Source organism: Kribbella sp. NBC_00889, from assembly GCF_045207705.1.
Classification (GTDB): Bacteria; Actinomycetota; Actinomycetes; order Propionibacteriales; family Kribbellaceae; genus Kribbella.
The window spans coordinates 7,147,579-7,169,424 of record NZ_CP108783.1; the positions used below are offsets into that span (position 1 = coordinate 7,147,579).

Consider the following 21,846-nt stretch of genomic DNA (forward strand, 5'->3'; position numbering starts at 1 on the left):
AGATGGGTCAGAGGTCGTCGGCTATTCGAGCGAGGGCTTCGCCGGCTTTGAGGACCAGCGCCTGGTCTTCTTCGTTCAGCCGGTTAAGCAGGTTGCCGAGTTCGGCAGCCGCCTGCCGGCCGGAGGCTTCGACGGTGGCAGCGCCGGCTTCGGTCAGGACGACGGCGGTGGCGCGGCCGTCGACGGGGTCGGGCTCGCGACGGACGAGCCCGGCCTCCTCGAGGGAGGCGACCGTGGTGGTCGCGGTCGGCTGCGAGCACGGCACCCGGGTCGCGATCTCACCGATCCGGATGGGTTGCTCATCGGCGACCAGCATCAGCGCGAGGAACTGCGTCGGATGCAGGACTGCCGTCGTCCTGCTCCGGCGCAGGTGCCGCACGATCCGGTGCATGCTCACCAGCAGCTGCAGGGTCTCCTGTGCCATTGCGATCACCTCCGACGAGAGGCGCCAATCGTGGCACAGCTAGATAAGGATCTCCTAAGGATCGGTCCGGTCAGGTCAGACGGAGGTCAGGTTGATAGAGGTCCAGCCAGGTCGCGAGTGACAACGTTTGCTCGAGATGCCGGCGTCCCCGCGCTGCCTCGGCCGTCGTGAAGGGCTCGAGAGCGTTCCGGTCGACCAGATCGAACACAGCGTGGTTGTCCGCCAGCAGACCGCGCACCTGACCCGCCAGCGCCTCGGTGTACGCCGCGTCCTGGGTCTGCGGGTACGGCGACTTCTTGCGTTCGGCGACCGACTCGGGCAGGACGTCCCGGGTGGCGGCGCGGAGCAGGCTCTTCTCCTTGCCGTCGAAAGTCTTCAGCGACCACGGGGTGTTGTACACGTACTCCACCAGCCGGTGGTCGCAGAACGGCACCCGCACCTCCAGTCCGACCGCCATACTCATCCGGTCCTTGCGATCGAGCAGGATCCGCACCATCCGGGTCAGGTGCAGGTAGCAGATCTTCCGCATCGTCCACTCGTCGTCGGACTCCCCGTCGAGCCGTTCCTCCTCGGCGACGGCCTCGGCGTACCGATCGCGTAGGTGCCCTCCGAGGTTGAGTGCCTTCCGCAGCTCGGGCCGCAGTACGCTCACCGGCCCGTCGCCGCGCCGCGTCATCATGTACGCGATCCACGGGAAGATCGGTATCTCTCGCACCGCCGGGTCGTGGAACCACAGGTAGCCGCCGAACACTTCGTCGGCCGACTCGCCGGACAGAGCGACCGTGGACTGCTCGCGGATCGCCTTGAACAGCAGGTACAGCGAGTTGAAGATGTCCCCGCTGAACGGCGCGTCGTTCGCCCGGATCACCTTCCGCCGGATCTCCGGATCGGTCAGCACGGAGTTGTCCAGCACGATGTCGGAGTGCTGCGACTTGACCAGGTCAGCGACGTCATGCACGTACGGCGTGTCCGGGGTACTCCGGAGCTCGTCCGGCCGGAAGTTGTCCGCGTGGCCCGCGAAATCGACCGCGAAGCTGCGGACCTTGTGGCCGTCCTCGGCCAGCTGACCGGCCGCGAGCCCGGTGATCGCGCTGGAGTCGAGTCCGCCGGACAGCAGTACACAGCGCGGTACGTCGGCGACCAACTGGCGGCGGGTGATGTCGTCGAGCAGTTCACGCACCTGCGCGACGGACGTGTCCTGGTCGTCGGTGTGTGCCTTGGTTTGCAGCCGCCAGTAGTGGCTGGCGTGGATCCCGGCCCGGTCGACAGTGACGACAGTGCCCGGCTCGACCTCGGACATGCCGGCCCACAGCGAGGCGCCAGGGGTCTTCGACACCGTGAGCAGTTCGCGCAGCCCGTCGATCTCGACCGCGGGGGTCACGTTGGGGTTCGCCAGGATCGCCTTCGGCTCCGAGCCGAACAGCACACCGTCGGTGGTCGGGTAGTAGAAGAACGGCTTGATGCCCATCCGGTCGCGGACCATCACCAGGGTCTCGATCCGCGGGTCCCAGATGGCCAGCGCGTACATCCCGTTCAGCCGCTCGGCGAACGCCGTACCCCACTCGGCATAGGCGCGCAGGACGACCTCGGTGTCGGAGTCGGTCGTGAACGGGTGCCGGCGGCGGCGGAGCTCGTCGCGCAGTTCTGTGTAGTTGTAGACCTCACCGCTGTAGACCATGCCGAGGGTGACCTGGCGGCCTTCCGCGGTGACGTGCGTGGTCATCGGCTGCTCACCGCCCGGGAGGTCGATGACGGCCAGTCGTCGGTGCCCGAGGGCGACGTGCGCGGCGTACCAGGTGCCTCGTGCGTCCGGTCCGCGACACGACATCGTCTCCGTCATCGCGTCGATCACGTCGCGCTCGGTGCCCAGATCGTGCCGGTAGGCCACCCATCCGGTGATGCCACACATCGTCGTCGCGCTCCTCTCCAGGAGATACATTCAATTCCAATGTATTTCTGACGATGTGTGGTCACAACGGACGCATCCGTGACTGATCTCTCACACGTGCGCGGCGAGTACTCCGAGCGCGAACGCGAGCCCGGTGAGCCCGAGCATCGTGCTCGCGAGGACGACGAGCCGTCGTTGCAGCGCAGGCAGTTCTGCCGCGGTCGCGAAAACCCGCTGGGGCCAGTGCCGCCAGGAGACGTACCAAAAGATGCCGCTGGCACCGAGTAGCAGCACGGCCTTGATCGCATGGATCCACCAGTGGTCGTGGTCGTGGTCGAGCAGCAGCAGTACGACGCCGGTCACCGCGATCGCCCCGATCAGCCCGACCACCTTCCATCGATTGCCCGAGGCAATCACCGCGGTCAGCGTCTCCCGCCCCTCCTGATCAGGCCCGAAGTACCGCTTCAGCTTCGGCTGCACCACGAACAACGAGTAAGCCATCCCCCCGACCCAAGCCGCCGCGAGCCCCGCATGAATGATCGCGACGACGGCAGTCATGCCCGGCAGCCTAAGCGCATCCCGGTGCAAGCAACGCCTGGAGATCGCGGGCACGGCCTGCGGACTCCTCGCTGACCGACGACGTTCGCACCCGAGCAGCCGCCGTACTGACGAGGAGAGGCGAGGTTCGCACCCGAGCGGCCGCCGTACTGGCGAAGGAGAACCTGAGCTGGCCGAGCTGCTCGAGAAGCTCGCCGAAGGGGCAGGCCGTCGAGGACATGGAGTCGAGGTTTGGAGTCGCTGGCGCCCGTGCTGGTCGACGAAATGGAACTGCAACTATGAACTGGAGCTGCAACTACTGACCGACCAGGCAGCACCTGCGACTCTCGGCCCACCGTGCCGGCTGCGACAGGGGGGCGACCTCAGGTGAGCGGCACGAGCGGCACGAGCGGCACGAGCGGCACGAGCGGCACGAGCGGCAAAACGTACGTGGTCGACCGGCTGGGCAGAACGGCGGCGGATCGCATGAGGTCCCGTCCGACGCAGCCCCGCGCAGAGGCAAACAACTCGGCGGCACGGGTTGATTCGCCGGCACGAGTTGGTTCACCGGCTCGGATTGGTTCGCCGGCACGGATTGGTGACGACAGTGCACGTCCACCCGATCGTCGGAACGGCGGTAGATCTGTGTTGGCTGCCCGCTGACCCGGCGCCATGGACGCGGGACAGGGCAACTCGGCAGCGCGGATTGCTGTGGCGGCGCGGGTCGGTGTGGCGGCGCGGATTGCTGTGGCGGCGCGGGTCGGTGTGGCGGCGCGGATTGCTGTGGCGGCGCGGGTCGGTGTGGCGGCGCGGATTGCTGTGGCGGCGCGGGTCGGTGTGGCGGCGCGGATTGCTGTGGCGGCGCGGGTCGGTGTGGCGGCGCGGATTGCTGTGGCGGCGCGGGTCGGTGTGGCGGCGCGGATTGCTGTGGCGGCGCGGGTCGGTGTGGCGGCGCGGATTGCTGTGGCGGCGCGGGTCGGTGTGGCGGCGCGGATTGCTGTGGCGGCGCGGGTCGGTGTGGCGGCGCGGATTGCTGTGGCGGCGCGGGTCGGTGTGGCGGCGCGGATTGCTGTGGCGGCGCGGGTCGGTGTGGCGGGGTGAGCCGGTTCGGTGGCACGGGTTGGTTCGCCGGCACGGGTTGATTCGCCGGCACGGATTGGTGACGACACTGCACGTCCACCACCTGATCGTCAGAACGGCGGCGAATCGGCGTTGGCTGCCCGCTGACCCGGCGCCATGGACGCGGGACAAGGCAACTCGGCAGCGCGGGTTGGTTCGGCGGCGCGGGTTGGTTCGGCGGCGCGGGTTGGTTCGGCGGCGCGGGTTGGTTCGGCGGCGCGGGTTGGTTCGGTGGCTGGTGGTTGGGTGATGGGGCCGCGGGCGGGTGGGACGGTGGTGTAGCGGTGGCCGCTGGGGGTGGTGAGGGTGATGGTCCCGTCGGGGTGGCTGGTGGTGGTCCAGCCCCAGGTGGGGGTGTCTTTGATGACGTGGTGGTATTCGCAGTACGGCGCGAGCCCGCTGAGAGTGGTGGCGCCGGATCGCGCGAAAGGCGTGAGGTGGTCGCGGTCGCAGTCGCGGGAGGTGCGGTTGCAGCCGGGCCAGGCGCAGACGGGGTGGCGGGCGAGCAGGGTTTCGGTGACGAGGGCGCCGGGGTCGTGGCGAGTGGTGGAGGCTTCGAGGACGGTGCCGTTGGTGGGGTCAGTGAGGAGTCGTCGCCAGGTCCCGTCCGCAGCGATGCGGCGAGCCATCTCGGCGGGGATGGGGCCGTAGCCGGTCAGCTCGGCCGGGTCGTTGTCGAGGCCGAGCAGGGTGGTCGCCGGGACGACGACTTCGATGTGGGGTCGGCGGCGGTGCTGGTCGGGTAGGCGGCGGCCGAGCCAGTCCAGGCCGTTGTGGAGGATGTGTTCGAACAGGTCGGCTGCGACGTCGGCGCGGCGCTGCTCGGCAGTCCGGGCGTCCTTCGATGCCGCATCACCGTTCACGCCACCCTCGTCAGGGCGTGGCTGACCATCGCCTCGGCCCGTAGCACCCTCGTCAGGGCGTAGCTGACCATCGCCTCGGCCCACAACACCCTCGTCAGGGCGTGGCTCGGCATCGCCTCGGCCCGCAGCACCATCGTTAGTGCGTAGCTGACCATCGCCTCGGCTCGCGGCACCCTCGTCAGGGGGTGGCTCGGCATTGCCTTGGCTGGCAGTGTCGTCTGGCCGCGCCTTACCACCTCCCACGCGTGCGGGACCGTCCGGCCGCGTGGGGTGGCCCGGATCGGCGACACCAGTGTTGGTCGAGTTGCCGGGGGTGGGATCGGGGGTGGGGGTGCCGCGTTTGGCGAGGGTGGCCATGGCTTGGATGGCGATCCAGATTTGCTGGATCTTGTCGCTGGTGTGGACTATCCACAGGCCGGCCATGCCGTTGGACAGGGGCACGATCTTGCAGGTGCGGTCGGTGGTGGCGGCGCGGTGATCCTCGGCCATTTCACGACTGGTGTGCTTGGCGACCTGGCGGCGCAGCGAGTGCTGCAGGTTCCGGTGGGTTTGGCCGGGGGCGCGCTTCAGGACGTGTGCCTGCACCGCTTGGGCGGCGGGGTCGGGCAGTTGGCTGGTGGCCTCGGAGATCGCCAGGGCCTTGCCCCAGGTCAGGGCCCCGCATCGGAGTGCGGTGTGGGTGGCCGACAACGTCGAGGTGAGCCGCAGGGCGGTGTCGACGCGGCGGCCGACGGTATTCGGCGACAGCCCGAGGGCCAGGGCGATCTCGGCGTACCAGGAACGCTCGGGGTCGATCGGGCGGCCGTTCGTGTCGAGTTGGGTCGGGCGCGGAGATTCGCGGTGTTCGGCCTGGCGTTGGCGGTAGAAGGAGGCCATGGCGGTGGCCTTGATCGCTTCGGCCCAGCTGGTCAGGCGGTCGGCGGCCTTCATCAGTTCGATCAGGGCCATCGGTGACATCGCCTCCGGCCGGGTCTGTTCCAGCGCGGTGGCGAGGTCACCGCCGGGTGGCAGCAACACCCAGGGCGGGGCAGTGCGGCGCAGCAGTTCCCGTTCGGCCTGGTCTTGGTCGTGGCCGTCCCACAGCTCCCATTCGAGTATGTCGACGCGGGAGAACCGGTTCCGGCCGAGCAGGACGTCGAGTTCGGCATCCCACTCATCTTGTTCACTGACGAACCGCGGTCCATTCGGATCGTCAGGATCCGCAGGGATGTCGAGATCCTCCGGCACCGCGACATTGCACGGCCAGTCGAGGTCATCGGCGATGACCTGTCCGCTGTCGACCGCCTGAGCAATCCCTGTCATGCGATTACATTAGAACAGATGTTCGATATCATCAAATCCGCCGACTGCGGCACGCTGACGCGAATGTCGTTACAGGGTTGACGATCCGGTGAATCAGTTGCTGATAGCAATTATCTCGGGTGAATGGGTCGGCCGGCTCTGCAGACAGCTGTCTGGCGGATGACGCGGACCCATGAATGCGGACCCATGTATTCGGACCCATGTATTCGGTGGCGTGCAACGGAGGAGTAGCTGCGTAGGACGCTGGGGGATGAACACGTGCGTGAGCCCTCGGGATGACCCGAGGGCTCACAGGCAGAGCAGCAGTCTTAGTCCTCGTCGGATTTGCCGGATTCCAGGTTGGCCTTGATGAGGTCCATGACGGTGGAGTCGGCGAGGGTGGTGACGTCGCCTACCTCGCGGTTTTCGGCGACGTCGCGGAGCAGGCGGCGCATGATCTTGCCGGAGCGGGTCTTGGGGAGCTCGGCCACGACCATGATCTGACGTGGTTTGGCGATCGGGCCGATCTCCTTGGCGACGTGGTTGCGGAGCTCCTGGACCACGTCCGGTCCACCGTCGCCCGCCTCCGAGCGAAGGATGACGAAGGCGGCGATCGCCTGGCCGGTGGTCGGGTCGGAGGCGCCGACGACAGCGGCTTCGGCGACCTTCGGGTGTGAAACCAGGGCAGACTCGATCTCGGTGGTGGACAGGCGGTGGCCGGATACGTTCATCACGTCGTCGACCCGGCCGAGCAGCCACAGGTCGCCGTCTTCGTCCTTCTTCGCACCGTCACCGGCGAAGTAGACCCCCGGCCAGCGCGACCAGTAGGTCTCGACGAACCGGTCGTCGTCACCCCACAGCGTGCGCAGCATGGCCGGCCACGGCTTGGTGATGACGAGGTAGCCGCCGGAGCCGTCCGGCACGGACTTGCCAGCGTCGTCGACGACGTCGACGCTGACGCCCGGGATCGCCTTCATCGCGGCGCCCGGCTTGCCTGCGGTCACGCCCGGCAGCGGCGAGATCATGTGCATGCCGGTCTCGGTCTGCCACCAGGTGTCCACGACCGGCGCCTTGTTGCCGCCGATGTTCTCGCGGTACCAGATGTAGGCCTCCGGGTTGATCGGCTCTCCGACCGACCCGATGACCCGCAGCGTGGACAGGTCGAACTTCGCCGGGATTTCGGCGCCCCACTTCATGAACGTGCGGATCGCGGTCGGGGCGCAGTACAGGATCGAGACCTTGTACTTCTGGACGATCTCCCACCAGCGGCCCTGGTGCGGGGTGTCCGGGGTGCCTTCGTAAAGCACGGAGGTGGTCGCGTTCGCGAGGGCGCCGTACACGATGTAGCTGTGGCCGGTGACCCAGCCGATGTCGGCCGCGGTCCAGTACACGTCGGTGTCCGGCTTGAGGTCGAAGACGCCCCACTGCGTGTACGACGTACCGACCAGGTAGCCGCCGGTCGTGTGCAGGATGCCCTTCGGCTTGCCCGTGCTGCCGGACGTGTACATCACATAGAGCGGGTGCTCCGCGTCGAAAGCCTCAGGTGTGTGGTCCACAGACTGCTTGCCGACGAAGTCCTCCCACCACAGGTCGCGGTCCTCGACCATTGCGGTCTCCTGGCCGGTCCGCTTCACCACGAGCACATTGCGTACGTCGGGGCAGTCCACCAGCGCGGCGTCCACCGCGGGCTTCAGCGCCGCCGGCGCTCCCCGGCGGTAGCCGCCGTCGGAGGTGATCACGACGCGGGCGTCGCAGTCCAGGATCCGGCCCTTGAGCGCGTCCGCGGAGAAGCCGCCGAAGATGACCGTGTGCGGGGCACCGATCCGGGCGCAGGCGAGCATCGCCACCACGGTCTCGGGGATCATCGGCATGTAGATGGCGACGATGTCACCGGGCTGGACGTTCAGTTCGAGCAGCGCGTTGGCGGCCTTACTGACCTCGTCCTTGAGCTGGGCGTAGGTGATCTCCCGGGTGTCGCCGGGCTCGCCCTCGAAGTAGTACGCGACCTTGTCGCCGAGGCCGTTCTCTACGTGCCGGTCGACGCAGTTGTACGCCGCGTTCAGCTTGCCGTCGGCGTACCACTTCGCGAACGGCGCGTTGCTCCAGTCCAGCGTCTCGGTCGGCTCCACCGACCAGGTCACGCGCTTGGCCTGCTCGGCCCAGAACCCCTCGAAGTCGGCGGCGGCGCGGTCGTAGGCATCGGCCTTGACGTTCGCGTTGGCGGCCAGGTCCGCGGGCGGCTCGAACCTGCGCTCCTCGTGCATCAGGTTCGACAGTGCCTCGGACTGGGGTGACTCTGCATTCGTCACGTCGACGACTCCTCCTCGCTGGCTTCGGCGCGCTGGAGCGCCCGGCTACCTTTCTACCAACCGCAGCCCCCGGCGCGGAACCGCTGTATCGCCGAGCAGTCCCCGATCTGCGCCGAAGAGGACCAATTCCGGGCCGGACGGTGAGTCACGGGTGGTGCGTCACTGGTGGTGCGTCACTAGTGCTGGGTCACTGGTGCTGGGACAGGACGCGGGCGAGCAGGGTGGTCAGGCGTTTGCGGTCCGTCGGCGACAGCGCGGCGAAGATCTCGTCCTGGGCCTTCGCGACCAGCGTCGTGAGGCGTTTGTGCCGGCGGCGGCCCGAGGCGGTGATGGTGATGATGTTGCGGCGTCCGTCGGCGGGGTCCGGGGTACGCTCGACGTACCCTTCGTCGACCAGTTCGTTGAGGGCGGCAACCACGTCGCTGCGGTCGATGGCGGTGTGCCGGCCGAGCGTCGCCTGACTGGCCGGGCCGAACTCGACCAGCGTCGCGAGCAGGCGGAAGTGGTACTGCCGCGCTCCCGCGGCCGCGAAGGACTCGGTCACGATCCGTTGCGCGTGCGCCGCGCTCTGGGTCAGCAACCAACTGGGCGTCTGTAACAACACGCTGGGCGTCTGCTCGTCCACGGCCCGGAGTCTATCCGTTGGCCGGTCCTACGATTCCAGTCCGGAAGAGTGCCGGAAGAGTTCCAGAAGAGGTCCAGGTGAGTTCCTGGTGGAGCCGTCGTCGGGTCGGTAGGTTCGGCGTCATGGCTGGGGCTGAGGAGTACATGGAGAAGGCGTTGGACGTCGCTCGGCGGGCGGCGGAGACGCAAGCCGGGGCGATTCGGGTCGCGGCTGGTCTGGTGGTCGAGGCGACGCTCGCGGGGCGGGTGTTCTGGGTGTTCGGGACCGGGCACAGCCACCTGATCGCCGAGGAGTTGTATGGACGGGCCGGCGGGTTGGCCGACGTTCGGGCGGTGCTCGAGCCCGGGCTGATGCTGCACGAGGGGTTGCAGAAGAGTTCGCTGCTCGAGCGGCTTCCCGGGCTGGCCGACGTACTGCTGGAGATCAACGAGATCGCCGCGGGTGACGTCGTACTGATCGCGTCGAACTCGGGGCGGAACGCCGTACCGGTCGAGTTCGCGCTCGGAGCGCGGAAGCGTGGTGCGTTGGTGATCGCGCTGACGTCGATGGCCCACAGTACGGCGACGACTTCGCGAGCGCCGGGTGGTCAGCGGCTGTTCGAGACCGCGGACGTGGTGATCGACAACTGCGGCGTGCCGGGTGACGCGCTGATCGAGGTCGACGGCAGCCCGGAACGGACCGGCGCCACCTCGACGATGATCGGCGCGCTGCTCGTGCAGGCGCTGACGGTGGAAATCGTCACCAAGCTCACCGCCGCCGGCGAGACCCCGAACATCCTCCGCAGTCTGAACGTCTAGCCAGGCCATGAGCGATGTCAGGCAGTTTCTCCTGCAGATGTCGGGTGTTCCGGGCTCCGGCAAATCCACGATCGCGCGACACGTCGGTGCCCGGTACGGCGCGGTCGTCGTGGATCTCGATGTCATCAGGAGCGCTGTTCTCGATGGTGGCGTGCCGGCCGAAGGCAGCGGCAGGGCCGCCTACCCAGTCATGTATGCGTTGACTCGGAGCCTCGTGGATCAGGGGTTCAGCGTGGTGATCGACAGCCCTTGCCAGTACGAGGAGATCATGGCGACGGGCCGGGAGATCGCCGATGAGCGCGGTGTCGCCTACAAGTACGTGGAATCCCGTACGGACGATCTCGCGGTGATCGACAGTCGACTCAGAGCCAGAGTCCCGATGCGAAGCCAGCGTCGAGGCGTCGGCCTGCCACCGGTCGATCTCGGCGATGCGGACGCCGACGGCGAGCAGGGGTTTCGAGGGTGGCTGCACCTGACGAAGCGGCCGACGCAGGGGTATCTGCAGGTGGACGCGACGGAGCCGATGGACCTGATCCTCAAAGAGGTCGAGGCCTACCTCGAGCTAGGTCAGGTGGCGCGGTAGGCCACCGTGATGTCGTAGCGGTCCGAGCGGTAGACCGAGCGGCCGAATTCGATCACCTGGTCGTTCGCGGTCCGCGGGGCCGAGGTGATGATCAGGCACGGGGTGGTCGAGTCGATCTCGAGCAGCTGGGCGTCGATCGGGTCCGGTGGAGCCGCGACGATCGACGCGGACACCATCCCGAGGGCGACACCCCAGCGTGACGACAGCACGCCGTACAGGGACTTCTCGGTGAAGTCGACCTCGTCGAGGCCCGGCCATCGCCGCAACGACAGTGCCGTGCGCTCGACTGCCATCGGCTCGCCGTCCGCGGTCCGCAGGCGGACCAGGTGCAGCACCGGGGTGCCGACCGGCTCCTCCAGCTCGCGGGCCAGCTCCTCGCCGGCCGCGCCGACGCGATGCTCGAGCACCTTGGCGCCCGGCGTGATACCGCGGTCGATCATGTCCTGACTGAACGACGACGCGAGGATCCGGGTCGGCCGCGGCTCGGCGACGAAGGTGCCACCGCCGGGTCGACGGGCGGCCAGTCCTTCGGCCACCACCCGGTCGACTTCCTGGCGCACCGTCATCCGGGCCACGCCGAACCGCTCCGCCAGCACGCGCTCGGACGGCAGCACCGTACCGACGGCGAGCGAGCGGGTGAGTTTCTCCAGAATCTCGCGAATCTGGTCACCCTTCGGGCGATCGGTCCGAAGCTCCGTGGGGAGTTCGGCGAGATCGCCGGGGTTGTTCCGTGGGCGGGCCATGAGCTCAGTATCCCTGGGAATGTGCCCGGCAAACCGGTTGCCGGGGGGCGCGTGCCGCGGTCGTGGTCCTGATCGTTCGAGCTGCTCCGGCCGACCGCGACGGCGCTGTCCCGGACGACCTTGTCAGCCAGACTGTAACGTCAGTTACCGGCTCACGGCCAGCGACCGTCCGCGGCCGGGCGATTCCAGCGCCGGGGGTAGTTTTACCGTTATGAGCCCCGCACAGTTCGTGAAGGAAAGCTCAGTGTCCGGCGAATGGGAACGCCAGGGCAACCGATTCACCGGCCGGATCACGCGCGATGCTGCCGCCGGTCCGGGCGAGGGTCCCGACGACCAGGACCGCTGGCCGGTCGAGCCTGGCCGGTACCGGCTGGTGGTCAGCCTGGCGTGTCCGTGGGCGCACCGATCCGTGATCGTGCGCAAGCTGCTCGGCCTGGAGGATGCGATCAGCCTGGCGATCGTCGACCCGATCCGGGACGAGCGCGGCTGGCGGTTCACCCTCGATCCGGACGGGCGTGATCCGGTGCTCGGCATCGAGTTCCTGGCCGACGCGTACCGGCGGACCGACCCGACGTACGAGGGTCGCGTGACGGTGCCGACGATCATCGACACCGTGACCGGTTCGGTCGTCACGAACGACTACCCCCAGATCACGCTCGACCTGTCGACCGAGTGGACCGACCACCATCGCGAGGGTGCGCCGCAACTGATCCCGGCGGATCGCGCCGAGATGGACGAGCTGATCGAGGACATCTACCGGGACGTGAACAACGGCGTGTACCGCTGCGGCTTCGCGACCACGCAGGAGGCGTACGAGGCGGCGTACGACGCTCTGTTCGCGCGGCTCGACGTACTCGAGGAGCGGCTGGCGGATCGGCCGTACCTGCTCGGCGACACGCTGCGCGAGGTCGACATCCGGCTGTTCACCACGCTGGTCCGCTTCGATGCCGTCTATCACGGCCACTTCAAGGCCAACCGCAACAAGCTGACCGAGTTCCCCAACCTCTGGCCGTACACCCGCCGCCTGTACCAACTCCCGGCCTTCGGCGACACCGTCGACTTCGGCCAGATCAAACGCCACTACTACCTCACCCACGACAACATCAATCCGACCGGCATCGTCCCCAAGGGCCCCGACCCCCGCGTCTGGACCACCTGACCGGGCGGCTCACGAGGTAGAATCCAGCTTCGGGTGTGCCGGGAAGTCTGGTCGGCGTTCGTCCGAGTGACCCCGAGCGAAGGCCCGATGCATGAGTGAGCCCCCGAGGATCCGGCAGAAGAAGCGAGCGTTTCCCCGCATCCTGGGGCGGGAACGTGCCTTCCTGGCCGACACCCTGCGGGCCGAGACCACCGGTGGTCTGCTGCTCCTCGCCGCCGCAGTGGTCGCGCTGGTGTGGGCCAACTCTCCGTGGCAGGACACCTATCACCAGGTGAGCGACGCCCAGGTCGGTCCGCTGACCGTGGAGGCGTGGGCTTCCGACGGCGCGCTGACGTTGTTCTTCTACCTGGCCGGAGTCGAGCTGAAGCGTGAGTTCGTGGTCGGCACGCTCTCGCGGATCAGCGAGGCGGTGGTGCCGGTGGCCGCGGCCCTGGCCGGAATGGTGCTCCCGGCAATCATCTACCTCGCGATCAACCTGACCGCCGAGGACGGCCGGCCGGACGGCTGGGCGGTGCCGACGGCAACGGATATCGCATTCGCCCTTGCGGTGCTCGCGATCGTCGGCTCGTCGCTGCCGAGTGCACTGCGAGCTTTCCTGCTCACGCTCGCGGTGGTGGACGACTTCGGCGCCATCCTCGTGATCGCCGTGTTCTTCGCGCACGGTTTCCACCTGCTGTCGCTGCTCGCTTCGGCCGCACTGATCGCCGTCTGGTACGTGCTCCAGCGTCGCCGCGTCCGTACGCCGTTCCTGTACGTGCCGATCGCGATCGGGGCCTGGTGGTTCATGTACGAGTCGGGGATCCATGCAACGATCGCCGGCGTCGCCCTTGGCCTGGTCACTCGCGTCGTCCCCGATCCAGGTGAGGAGCACGCGCCCGCCGAACGAATCGAGCACCGGCTCCGGCCGTGGTCGGCGGGTGTCGCCGTACCGCTGTTCGCGTTGTTCGCCGCCGGGGTGACGTTGAGCGGGAACGCCCTACGCGAGATGCTCACCGATCCGGTCGCCATCGGAGTGGTCGCCGGGCTGGTGCTCGGCAAGATGATCGGTGTGTTCGGCGGGTCGTGGGTGACCGCGCGCTTCACCCGGGCCGAGCTGAACTCCGACCTGTCCTGGCGGGACGTCGGCGCCGTGTCGGTGCTCGCGGGCATCGGGTTCACCGTCGCTCTGCTGATCGCCGGGCTGGCGTTCGCCGACGACATCGCGCAGGTCGAACGGGCCAAGGCCGCAGTCCTGGTCGCCTCGCTGTTGTCCGCCGTGATCGCCGCCGCGCTGCTGTTCCGCCGCAACCGCGCGTACGCCGACTGAGCCGCGCTCCGCCAGATGCATGGGGTTGGGTAACGGCGGCGGTAGTGTCGGGGCACGGACCGGTGGAAGGAGTGCCATGTCGATGGGGCAGAACGGGGACGAGCCCACGGTCGGCCAGCTCGTCGCGAACGCCAGCAAGGACCTGTCCAACCTGGTCCGCAGCGAGATCGAGCTGGCGAAGACCGAGCTGAAGAAGTCCGCGGTCAAGGCCGGCACCGGCGCGGGCCTGTTCGCCGGCGCAGCCTTCCTGGCGCTGCTGGCGATCGTCCTGCTGTCCATCGCTCTGGCCTACGCGTTCACCGCGCTCGGCCTGCACCCGGCGCTCGCCTTCCTGGCCACCGCCGGGATCTATCTGGTGATCGCCGCCGTCCTGGTGCTGATCGGCAAGCGGTCCCTCAGCAGCGCGAAGGGTCCGGAGCGCGCGATCAAGACGTCGAAGGAGTCGGTCGACGCACTCAAGGCGATCGGCAAGGGCGACGATGTGAGCCTCCCCGCCGCCCCTCCTGCGCCCACCGCCCCTCCTGAGCCCGGCGGACGGCGCTGAGCCCGGCAGGTGTCGTCGACCTGCTGGTCGACGGGCCTTGGTCGCACTCACTGGTGGCGGCCAACGGAGCACGGTTCCACGTCGCCGAATGCGGAGCGGCCGACGACCCACTGGTCCTGTTCCTGCACGGCTTTCCCGAGTTCTGGTGGGCCTGGCGTCACCAGCTGCCGGTGGTCGCCGCGGCCGGCTACCGCGCTGTCGCGATGGACCTGCGCGGGTACGGCGCCAGCGACAAGACCCCACGCGGTTACGACCCCTACACCGCCGCCGCTGATGTCTCCGGCGTCATCCGCTCGCTCGGCGCCACCGACGCCGTCGTGGTCGGTCACGGCTGGGGTGGCTTCATCGGCTGGTCGGCCGCCGTACTCGCGCCGCGTCAGGTCCGGGCGCTGGCCGCGGTCTCGGCACCACACCCGCTTCTGCTGGCCCGGTCCGGTCAGCCGAAGGCGCTGACGCGCACCGCGTGGTTCCAGCTGCCGATCCTGCCCGAGCGTCGTCTGCTCGCCCAGGACGGCATGCACATCGAACAGCTCCTCCGCGCGTGGGCGGCGCCCGGCGGCAGCTTCCCCGACGCCGAGGCGTCCCGCCGCTACCGCGCCGCCTTGCAGGTCTGGCCGGCACCGCACTGTGCGCTCGAGTACCACCGCTGGTTCGCCCGGTCCCGGCTGCGCCCCGACGGGCGCAAGTACTCGGCCAGGATGCGTACGCCGATCGCCGTACCCGTGCTGCAGATCTACGGGGCACAGGACGCGGCGGTGTCGCCGACCGCGGTCACCCCTCCTCGCCTGATCACGGCACCGCTCCGCCATGAACTGCTCACCCCGTCAGGCCACTTCCCGCACGAGGAAGCGCCGGACCTGTTCAACACCCAGCTTGTGGACTGGCTGGCGTCCCTCCGGGGGTAGAGCAGGCAGTGGGCGTGCGCTCCCCCGTACCGGAGGTCCCGATGACCGCCGGCTTCCCCGACGGCTCGAGTTCGCCGACTGAGATCTCCGCGAAGCGACGCGTGAAACATCCCGTCGAGGTACTGGCTGTCAGAGGGGCCGGTCAGCCACCGGACGCCGACCAGAGCGCCCGCGACGACGGCCAGGATCGCGGCCGCGGCCAGCAGGATCGGAGCCACAGCGGGCCCCTTGGTTGCCTCGGGCAAATGTCCGGTGGGTGTTCCTTCTCCGTGAAGGTCTCCCGGAGCAGCTCGCCGATCTCGTCGTCTCGATCGTCAACGTCACACCCCTTCAGCGCGGCGGCGGCGCCGATCTGCTGCACGACCTCACGTGCAGGTCTGGGTGGAGACCTCCTGGGTGGCGTTGGCGCCGTCGCGGGCGTCGTCGGCGACCTGTTCGGCGGTCAGGACGTAACCGGTCCGGTTGTCCTCGACCGATGCCGCGAACACCACGCCGTACACGGTGCCCTTGGACGACAGCAGCGGGCCGCCGGAGTTGCCCGGCCGGACCGAGGCCCAGATCGAGAACGCCTGCCGGGTGACCGTGCGGTCGCCGTAGATGTCCGGACCGCGGAGCCGCTCCTCGGACCGGATCCGGGCCGGCTCGGAGTCGAACGGACCGTTCTCCGGGTACCCGAGCACGACCGCCGGGTCGTCCGCCTTGCCGTTCAGGTCGAAGTTCAGCGGCGCTATGTCCAGCTTGGGCACGTACAGCACCGCGACGTCGACCTCAGGGTCGAACAGTACGACGGTCGCGTCGTACGACTTCCCGTTGACCTCGACCTGCGGCGAGCCGACACCGGCGACGACGTGGGCATTCGTCATGACCCGCTGCGGCGCGTACACGAACCCGCTTCCCTCGAGGCCGCGCGAGCAACTCGCGACCCCGGTGACCTTGGCGATCCGGGTGTAGGCCTGCCGGACCATCGGCTGCCGGGCGATCGCGGAATCCGGCGGTTGCGTCTCGCGGATCCGCTCCGGCACGAACGGGTCGAGGAAGCGCGGAAACAGGTCGGTGTTCACGACGTCGTTGAACGCCTGCAGGGCCTGGTCGGCGCGGCTCGGCAGCACCTGGTCGACCTTCGCCAGCACCTGCGAGCCGCGGACGGCGGACGTCACGCTCGGAATCCGGGCGCCGCTCACCGCGACACCGAGCACCCACGAGACGATCAGCACCGAGACCGCCGCCAGCGCGGCACCACCGAGGGCATCGACGGCCTTCACCGGCCGCCAGGTCATCTTGTTCCTGAGTCTGGATCCCAGGACGGCACCTATCGTCCGCCCGATCGAGGCGAGCACCACGACCAGCACCAGCGCGGCGAACGAGACCGAAACGCTCGGCGAGAAGTTGTCCAGCACCCGCGGTACGCCCCAGACGCCGACCGCGGCACCGGCGAGCAGGCCGATTGTGGCGCAGGCACCGAGGACGAACCCCTCGATGTACCCCGAGATCGCCACCAGCGCGGTGATGATCAGCAGCGCGTAGTCGAGCTTGCTCACTCCACACCTTCCGACTCGTCACCGTCCGGACGGCCGAGGTCGTGCTCGATGGCGGTCAGCCGCCGCACGTCCTCCGGTCGTCGCCCCTCGCTCCGCCAGGCCGCCTCGACCAGTCGGTCGGGCAACGGTACGACGACCGAGGGGTCCCAGTCGCGCGCCCAGCCGCCCAGCACCAGCAATTTGTCCAGCAGCCCGGCGGTGAAACCCCAGATGTACAGGTCGCCGACAGTGAACGCCGGCCCCGTGAATCCGGACGGGTGCAGGCAGCTGATCCGGTTCGCCGGATCGACCAGCGCGCTGACGGGCACGGTGTGCACCGACGCGACCTCGGCCGGATCGACCACTGCGACCGGCGACGGCTCCCGCCACCAGGCCAGCACCGGCGACACCCCGAAGTTGCTCACCGGCACCCAGAGCGGCGGCCAGATCGCGAACGGTACGACGCCGGCCGGGTCCAGACCGGTCTCCTCCTCGGCCTCCCGCAAGGCGGTCCGCACCAGGCCCTCGTCACCGGAGCCGTCCTCCGGATCGACGCCGCCACCCGGGAACGCCATCTGCCCGGCGTGCCGCCGCAACGTCCAGGCCCGCTCGGTCAGCAGCACCTCCGGCCCGTCGTTGCCATCGGCAAGCAAGATCAGAACGGCGGACTGCCGCACGGACGGATCGTCCGGCGGCAGGAAGCGGGACAACAGCTTCGGGTCGACCTCCTCGGACGCCTTCGCCAGCGACTGCAGCCAGTCCGGGATCTCCACACCCTCGAACGTCACAACGCCACTCCCAGCTTGTCCCGCACCAGTTGGTCCAGCTGCTGCTGCGACGTGAACGGTCCGTGGTGGACGTAGGCGATCGCACCGTCGGAGTTGACGAACACGCTGATCGGTGGCCCGCCGATCTTGAACGGCTGGCGCAACTGCTTGTCCGTGTCCACCAGGTGCGGGTAGCTCAGCTGCTGATCGCCGGCGAACTTCACCGCCAGCTCGGCCCGCGGATCGTCGTAGTCGATCCCCAGCAGCTGCACCTTCCCGGTCGCCCGCTTCGCCAGATCCGCCAGGTACGGCGCTTCTTCGCGGCACGGAGTGCACCACTGGGCCCAGACGTTGATGACGAGTGGGCCGCGGAGGTCCGCGAGCCTGATGTCGGGCCCGCTGCCCAGGCAGGGCAGGCTCAGGTCCGGAAGTCCGTTGCTGACCGGCGGTTTCGACTCGGTCGACGGGCAGGCCGCCAGCTTGTCGGCGCCGGCGACCGAGGACCGAGTGGTCGGGTCCGTCGCGCTGGGCTGGTCGGATCCACACGACGCCAGGAGCAGTCCGGCGACAATCCAGCCGACCGCCCACAGCGTCCTGCGCACCCTCATGCCGGGACCTTCACCAGCTTCGCCGCGGCCTCGGGGTTGGTCGGGCCGGTGCCGTACGACGGGCACCACTGGGCCACCGGGCAGGCGCCGCAGGCCGGCTTCTTGGCGTGGCAGCGACGGCGGCCGTGGAAGATCAGCCGGTGCGAGAGCATCGTCCAGTCCTTCTTCGGGAACAGGTCACCGATGATGTGCTCGACCTTGACCGGGTCCTGCTCGGTGGTCCAGCCGAACCGGCGTACCAGCCGGCCGAAGTGGGTGTCGACGGTGATCCCGGGGATGCCGAAGGCGTTGCCGAGCACCACGTTCGCCGTCTTGCGGCCGGTGCCGGGCAGCTTGACCAGCTCGGTCAGCTTGTTCGGTACGACGCCGTCGTAGTCGTCGACCAGGGCCTGGCCGAGCTTCATCACGCTGTTGGTCTTGGCCCGGAAGAAGCCGGTCGGCTTGAGGATCGCCTCCAGCTCCTCCCGGTCCGCCTCCGCGTAGGCCTGGGCGTTCGGGTACTTCGCGAACAGGCCCGGGGTCACCTTGTTCACCAGCACGTCGGTGGTCTGGGCCGACAGGATGGTGGCCACCAGCAACTCGAGCGGAGTGGTGAAGTCCAGCTCGCAGTGAGCGTCCGGATACGTCTCGGTGAGCACCTTGTGCATCTTCCGGGCCCGGCGGACCAGCTGGGTGTGCGTCTCGTCGACGAAGACCGGCGCCTTGCGGGGGAGCTTCAGAGGTACTGTCGGCAGCGGCCCTGGGACCGGAGCCGCGACACGCGGGGATGGCATGCAGGACAGCCTACGTGGCGGGTCCGACACCCGAGGGGCTACGGTTTTGGGGCAACCGGGTGTACACGACCCGGTGCCGGGAGGGGTCGAACCCCCACCCGTAAGTCGTGGTCGAAGGTCCTAGGAGGCCCAAAGTGGATGCCGCAGTGCTCCGACAGGCACCGCTGTTCAGTCAGCTCGACGACGAGGCGGCCGACGCCCTGGCCGCCTCGATGACCGAGAACCGGCTGCGCCGCGGCCAGGTGCTGTTCCACGAGGGCGACTCCGGTGATCGGCTGTTCGTGGTCGTCGAGGGCAAGGTCAAGCTGGGCCGGACCTCGGCCGACGGCCGGGAGAACCTGATCGCGGTCCTCGGCCCGGGTCAGATGTTCGGCGAGCTGTCCCTGTTCGACCCGGGACCGCGCTCCGCCACGGTCACCGCGGTCACTGACGCCTCACTGATGTCCCTGACCCACGACGAACTGCTGCGCTGGCTGGCCGGCCGCCCCGAGGTAGCCCGCGGCCTGCTGCTCCAGCTCGCCTCCCGGCTGCGCAAGGTCTCCGACGTGGTCGCCGACCTGGTGTTCTCCGACGTGCCGGGCCGGGTCGCGAAGGCCCTCCTCGACCTGGCCAGCCGCTTCGGCCGCACCGCCGACGACGGCGTACACGTCCACCACGACCTCACCCAGGAGGAGCTGGCCCAACTCGTCGGCGCCTCCCGCGAGACCGTCAACAAGGCCCTCGCCGACTTCGCCTCCCGAGGCTGGGTCCGCCTGGAGCCACGTTCCGTCGTACTGCTCGACGTAGACCGCCTCCAACGCCGAGCCCGCTAACCGTTCAGGTAGTCCAGCTGGGCCCGGACCGATCTCTCGGCTGCGGGCCACAGGCTGCGGTCGACGTCGGTGTAGACGTGCTCGACGACTGCTTCTGGGGTGGTGTGGCCTGCGGCTATTGCTGCGCGGACCTGGGCCAGGCGTTCGTGGCGGTGGTTCAGGTAATAGGTGAGGACGGCGGTTGGGTCGTCGATGACGGGGCCGTGGCCGGGGAGGAGGCGGTCTACGCCGGCTGGGGAGTTGGCAAAGGCTCGGAGGCGCTCGAGGGACTCGAGATAGGGGCCTAGGGCACCGTCTGGGTGGGCTACGACGGAGGTGCCGCGGCCCAGAACGGTGTCTCCGGTGAGGAGCGAGCCGTGCTGCGGGAGCCAGAAGCAGACCGAGTCGAGCGTGTGGCCGGGCGTCGGGAGGACCTCGATGCGGAGGTCGCCGGCGGTGATCACGTCCCCCTCGGCGAGGCCGTGAGCGTGATCAGTGGGGATGCGGAACGCGGGGTCGACCGAGCGGACCGCGCAGTTCGCACGGTTGGCGAACCAGGCCGCGCCCTCTGAGTGGTCCGGGTGCTTGTGCGTGAGCAGTACGACGGCCACGTCGCCGGCGGCATCGAGCACGGCCTGCAGGTGCTGCTCCAGCAGCGGACCGGGATCGACCACGACGGACCGATCCGCGTCAGGCGCTCGCAGGATCCACGTGTTGGTGCCGTCCAGCGTCATCGGCCCCGGGTTCGCGGCCAGTACGCGGGCGGCGTACGGCGTCACCTGCTCGACAGTCATGTGGTCTCCAAATAGGCCTGGTCGCCCTCGACCCGTACGGCGGGCAGCACCGGCCGGATCTCGCGGTCACCTGCCGCGGCCAGGATCGTCGCGACATCGTCGTACGGCGTGAGGTCGCGGCAGCAGACGTACGTCGGCGGCAGCATCAGCAGCTCACCCGCGTGCACCGCGGCAACGGCGTCGGCCGGGCGCATCCAGGCGACCTGGTCGGACTCGCTCGTCACGTCCCGGGTGATCTGGCCGGCCGGCAGCGCAGCGACGAAGAATCGGGTGTCGTACCGCCGTGGTTCGAACTCGGGGGTGATCCAGTGCGCCCACGCGCCGAGCAGATCGGCCCGCAGCACCAGCCCGCGCCGATGCAGGAAGTCGGCGAACCCCAGCTCGCGCGACTCCAGCGCGACCCGGTCGGCCTCCCAGTCGTCGCCGGTGGTGTCGTCGACGACCGATTCACTCGAGGGCCCCGCCAGCAGTACGCCGGACTCCTCGAACGTCTCGCGTACGGCGGCCGCGACAAAGGCAGCCGCGGCTTCGGCCGAGCACCTCATCCGGGCCGCGAACCACGCCGGCGGCGGCCCGGACCACGAGTCGGCGACGGTCGAGTCGGTCGGATCGACCCGCCCGCCGGGGAACACGGTCATCCCGGCCGCGAACGCCATCGACTGCTGCCGCCGGAGGAGGTAGACCTCCGGTCCGGCGGCAGTGTCGCGCAGCAGGATCACCGTCGACGCCGGCCGCGGGTCGACCGGCGTACGGGCCTCACGAACGTAGGCGAGGGCAGCCTCCGCCATCCGTCCGGACAGCGGTTCGGAATCCAGATCGCGGACCATGCCGAGCCGTCAGGCGACCTCGACGATCAGCTCGACCTCGACCGGCGCGTCCAGCGGCAGCACGGGTACGCCGACGGCGCTCCGCGCGTGCTGGCCGGCCTCGCCGAAGACCTGGCCGATGAGCTCGGACGCACCGTTGGCGACCTGCGGCTGACCGGTGAAGTCGGGCGTCGAGGCGATGAAGGCGACCACCTTGACGACGCGGGCCACGGTGGCCAGGTCACCGATCTGCGCCTTGATCGCGGCCAGCGCGTTCAGCGCACACTGCTGGGCGCAGTCACTGGCGATCTCGGCGCTCACCTCGCCGCCGACCTTGCCGGTGGCGATCAGGGTGCCGTCGCGCAACGGCAGCTGGCCGGACGTGTAGACGAGGTTGCCGGTCCGAACGGCCGGTACGTACGCCGCCACCGGCTTGGCCACGTCGGGCAGCTTGAGGCCGAGCTCGGTCAGCTTCTCCTCGGGGTGGCTCATTTGTCCTCGATCTCCCGCTTGAAGTAGGCGACCAGGTTCTCCGGGTTCAGGCCAGGGACGACCTGGACCAGCTCCCAGCCGTCCTGGCCGAAGTTGTCCAGGATCTCCTTGGTCGAGTGAACCAGCAGCGGTGCGGTGAAGTACTCGAACTTCTTCATGAGGTGGACTCTAACGGGCGCCGCAGCGAGTGTGGTGTGGCCCACGTCCTACCCTGG

Annotated in this window: 24 protein-coding genes; 8 read left to right on the forward strand and 16 right to left on the reverse strand. The window is 69.0% G+C overall.

Going from position 1 to position 21,846, the window contains the following annotated elements:
- Positions 1-7 precede the first annotated feature (7 nt).
- The 4 genes from OG817_RS34915 to OG817_RS34930 form a co-directional block, all read right to left on the reverse strand.
- A complete protein-coding gene (locus OG817_RS34915; protein WP_406049080.1) occupies positions 8-424 on the reverse strand; it encodes a MarR family winged helix-turn-helix transcriptional regulator in 417 nt (138 codons plus the stop codon).
- Between the two features lie 70 nt (positions 425-494).
- The gene (asnB, locus tag OG817_RS34920) at positions 495-2,363 is read right to left on the reverse strand and encodes an asparagine synthase (glutamine-hydrolyzing) (RefSeq protein ID WP_406049081.1); all 1,869 of its coding nucleotides are present in this window, start codon (positions 2,361-2,363) and stop codon (positions 495-497) included.
- 60 nt (positions 2,364-2,423) lie between these two features.
- Positions 2,424-2,870 (reverse strand): hypothetical protein, encoded by a 447-nt coding sequence (locus tag OG817_RS34925; RefSeq protein ID WP_406049083.1) that lies wholly within the window; start codon positions 2,868-2,870, stop codon positions 2,424-2,426.
- 10 nt (positions 2,871-2,880) lie between these two features.
- Complete coding sequence (locus tag OG817_RS34930) at positions 2,881-3,090, reverse strand: hypothetical protein (protein ID WP_406049084.1); 210 nt, start codon at positions 3,088-3,090, stop codon at positions 2,881-2,883.
- Between the two features lie 431 nt (positions 3,091-3,521).
- Between OG817_RS34930 and OG817_RS34935 the strand changes: the two genes are divergently transcribed.
- Entirely contained in the window at positions 3,522-3,950 is a 429-nt protein-coding gene (locus tag OG817_RS34935; protein ID WP_406049085.1) for a hypothetical protein, read from the forward strand.
- An 89-nt stretch (positions 3,951-4,039) separates the two neighbouring features.
- Here the strand turns inward: OG817_RS34935 and OG817_RS34940 are convergent, their stop codons facing one another.
- The 3 genes from OG817_RS34940 to OG817_RS34950 all read right to left on the reverse strand — a co-directional run bounded on the left by OG817_RS34940 (position 4,040) and on the right by OG817_RS34950 (position 9,046).
- Complete coding sequence (locus OG817_RS34940; protein WP_406049087.1) at positions 4,040-6,133, reverse strand: DUF222 domain-containing protein; 2,094 nt, start codon at positions 6,131-6,133, stop codon at positions 4,040-4,042.
- 308 nt (positions 6,134-6,441) lie between these two features.
- Positions 6,442-8,376 carry an acetate--CoA ligase gene (gene acs, locus OG817_RS34945; RefSeq protein ID WP_406057578.1) on the reverse strand — a complete coding sequence of 645 codons (1,935 nt, stop codon included), beginning with the start codon at positions 8,374-8,376 and terminating at the stop codon, positions 6,442-6,444.
- A gap of 232 nt (positions 8,377-8,608) precedes the next feature.
- A complete protein-coding gene (locus OG817_RS34950; RefSeq protein ID WP_396390987.1) occupies positions 8,609-9,046 on the reverse strand; it encodes a MarR family winged helix-turn-helix transcriptional regulator in 438 nt (145 codons plus the stop codon).
- Between the two features lie 122 nt (positions 9,047-9,168).
- Between OG817_RS34950 and OG817_RS34955 the strand changes: the two genes are divergently transcribed.
- Entirely contained in the window at positions 9,169-9,843 is a 675-nt protein-coding gene (locus OG817_RS34955; protein ID WP_406049089.1) for a sugar isomerase domain-containing protein, read from the forward strand.
- A 7-nt stretch (positions 9,844-9,850) separates the two neighbouring features.
- Positions 9,851-10,426 (forward strand): AAA family ATPase, encoded by a 576-nt coding sequence (locus OG817_RS34960; RefSeq protein ID WP_406049091.1) that lies wholly within the window; start codon positions 9,851-9,853, stop codon positions 10,424-10,426.
- Here the strand turns inward: OG817_RS34960 and OG817_RS34965 are convergent.
- Complete coding sequence (locus tag OG817_RS34965; protein WP_396390983.1) at positions 10,411-11,169, reverse strand: GntR family transcriptional regulator; 759 nt, start codon at positions 11,167-11,169, stop codon at positions 10,411-10,413. The two genes, OG817_RS34960 and OG817_RS34965, sit on opposite strands and share 16 nt — an antisense overlap.
- A 211-nt stretch (positions 11,170-11,380) precedes the next feature.
- Between OG817_RS34965 and OG817_RS34970 the strand changes: the two genes are divergently transcribed.
- The 4 genes from OG817_RS34970 to OG817_RS34985 all read left to right on the forward strand — a co-directional run bounded on the left by OG817_RS34970 (position 11,381) and on the right by OG817_RS34985 (position 15,083).
- Positions 11,381-12,328, forward strand: a complete 948-nt coding sequence (locus OG817_RS34970; RefSeq protein WP_406049093.1) for a glutathione S-transferase family protein — start codon at positions 11,381-11,383, stop codon at positions 12,326-12,328.
- Between the two features lie 91 nt (positions 12,329-12,419).
- Positions 12,420-13,634 carry a Na+/H+ antiporter NhaA gene (gene nhaA, locus OG817_RS34975; RefSeq protein ID WP_406049094.1) on the forward strand — a complete coding sequence of 405 codons (1,215 nt, stop codon included), beginning with the start codon at positions 12,420-12,422 and terminating at the stop codon, positions 13,632-13,634.
- Between the two features lie 82 nt (positions 13,635-13,716).
- The gene (locus tag OG817_RS34980; protein WP_406049096.1) at positions 13,717-14,178 is read left to right on the forward strand and encodes a phage holin family protein; all 462 of its coding nucleotides are present in this window, start codon (positions 13,717-13,719) and stop codon (positions 14,176-14,178) included.
- A gap of 53 nt (positions 14,179-14,231) precedes the next feature.
- Positions 14,232-15,083: an alpha/beta fold hydrolase gene (locus tag OG817_RS34985; protein WP_406049097.1), complete on the forward strand. Its 852-nt coding sequence runs from the start codon at positions 14,232-14,234 to the stop codon at positions 15,081-15,083.
- A 365-nt stretch (positions 15,084-15,448) separates the two neighbouring features.
- On the opposite strand, the gene OG817_RS34990 is transcribed toward OG817_RS34985, so the two are convergent.
- From OG817_RS34990 to nth, 4 genes are read right to left on the reverse strand one after another with little or no spacing between them, the layout of a single operon-like run.
- The gene (locus OG817_RS34990) at positions 15,449-16,621 is read right to left on the reverse strand and encodes a MarP family serine protease (RefSeq protein WP_396390978.1); all 1,173 of its coding nucleotides are present in this window, start codon (positions 16,619-16,621) and stop codon (positions 15,449-15,451) included.
- Positions 16,618-17,388 (reverse strand): NUDIX hydrolase, encoded by a 771-nt coding sequence (locus OG817_RS34995; protein WP_406049098.1) that lies wholly within the window; start codon positions 17,386-17,388, stop codon positions 16,618-16,620. Before OG817_RS34995 ends, OG817_RS34990 begins: the two co-directional genes overlap by 4 nt.
- Positions 17,385-17,975 carry a TlpA family protein disulfide reductase gene (locus OG817_RS35000; protein ID WP_406049099.1) on the reverse strand — a complete coding sequence of 197 codons (591 nt, stop codon included), beginning with the start codon at positions 17,973-17,975 and terminating at the stop codon, positions 17,385-17,387. The genes OG817_RS34995 and OG817_RS35000 overlap by 4 nt, the downstream gene beginning before the upstream one ends.
- A complete protein-coding gene (nth, locus tag OG817_RS35005) occupies positions 17,972-18,748 on the reverse strand; it encodes an endonuclease III (RefSeq protein ID WP_393394483.1) in 777 nt (258 codons plus the stop codon). Before nth ends, OG817_RS35000 begins: the two co-directional genes overlap by 4 nt.
- A gap of 134 nt (positions 18,749-18,882) precedes the next feature.
- Here nth and OG817_RS35010 point away from each other — a divergent pair, with 134 nt between their 5' ends.
- Positions 18,883-19,560: a Crp/Fnr family transcriptional regulator gene (locus OG817_RS35010; protein WP_131361434.1), complete on the forward strand. Its 678-nt coding sequence runs from the start codon at positions 18,883-18,885 to the stop codon at positions 19,558-19,560.
- Here the strand turns inward: OG817_RS35010 and OG817_RS35015 are convergent.
- The 4 genes from OG817_RS35015 to OG817_RS35030 are packed head-to-tail and all read right to left on the reverse strand — an operon-like array spanning position 19,557 to position 21,789.
- On the reverse strand, positions 19,557-20,333 hold the full coding sequence (locus OG817_RS35015; RefSeq protein WP_406049100.1) for an MBL fold metallo-hydrolase: 777 nt from the start codon (positions 20,331-20,333) through the stop codon (positions 19,557-19,559). The genes OG817_RS35010 and OG817_RS35015 overlap by 4 nt on opposite strands.
- The gene (locus OG817_RS35020; RefSeq protein ID WP_406049101.1) at positions 20,330-21,160 is read right to left on the reverse strand and encodes an NUDIX hydrolase; all 831 of its coding nucleotides are present in this window, start codon (positions 21,158-21,160) and stop codon (positions 20,330-20,332) included. Before OG817_RS35020 ends, OG817_RS35015 begins: the two co-directional genes overlap by 4 nt.
- A 9-nt stretch (positions 21,161-21,169) precedes the next feature.
- Positions 21,170-21,631 (reverse strand): RidA family protein, encoded by a 462-nt coding sequence (locus OG817_RS35025; RefSeq protein WP_406049102.1) that lies wholly within the window; start codon positions 21,629-21,631, stop codon positions 21,170-21,172.
- The gene (locus OG817_RS35030; protein WP_165553378.1) at positions 21,628-21,789 is read right to left on the reverse strand and encodes a DUF4177 domain-containing protein; all 162 of its coding nucleotides are present in this window, start codon (positions 21,787-21,789) and stop codon (positions 21,628-21,630) included. Before OG817_RS35030 ends, OG817_RS35025 begins: the two co-directional genes overlap by 4 nt.
- Positions 21,790-21,846: the final 57 nt, after the last annotated feature.